We start from the raw sequence: 524 nt of genomic DNA, 5'->3' as shown, positions 1-524 counted from the left end.
AGGCCGCCGAGTTTGTCCACCGCGCGGCGGCGCAACAGGACCGTCTCCACCAGGATCGCGGCGCGGTCGCCGAATCGGGCGCGGGCGGCGGCGACGTCGGCGACCCGGGTGGCGTCGGTCAGCACGAGCCGGGCGACCTGGAGCGGATGGCCGCCAACGCCGGGGCCGCCCAGGTGCGGACCGTCAGCGAGGAGTTCACCGCCGCGATGTTCGGCTGGCCGGTGCGCACCTTCGAGGCGTCGGTGCCGCCCGGGCGGCTGGGCTGGGGCTGGGCGAAGTTCGCCTTCAACGGCTGGAAGACGCTGAGCTGGGTGGACGCCAACGTGTGGCGCCGTGTGGTGCCGAAGGGCTGGTACTACAACGTGATGGTGACCGGGGTCAAACCCTCCTGAGTGGTGGGCTGCGGTTCAGCGCGCAAGACGTCGGCTACCTGCGGTCGGCCGCGGGTGCCGCGGCGCTGGCGGAGGTCGCCCGGCTCGTGCTGACCGACGCCACCCGGGTCGCCGACGTCGCCGCCGCCCGCG

The 524-nt window shown here is 74.4% G+C and carries 1 pseudogene; it reads left to right on the top strand.

Annotated elements, in window-relative coordinates:
- A pseudogene (locus A5624_RS00235) lies at positions 1–392 on the top strand (hypothetical protein); the annotation flags it as partial.
- Between the last annotated feature and the right edge of the window lie 132 nt (positions 393–524).

It is taken from the genome of Mycobacterium sp. 1482292.6 (genome assembly GCF_001672995.1).
In the GTDB taxonomy this organism is placed as follows: domain Bacteria; phylum Actinomycetota; class Actinomycetes; order Mycobacteriales; family Mycobacteriaceae; genus Mycobacterium; species Mycobacterium europaeum_A.
The sequence above is the reverse complement of the archived record's forward strand: the minus strand, read 5'-3'. Positions and strand labels throughout refer to the sequence as shown.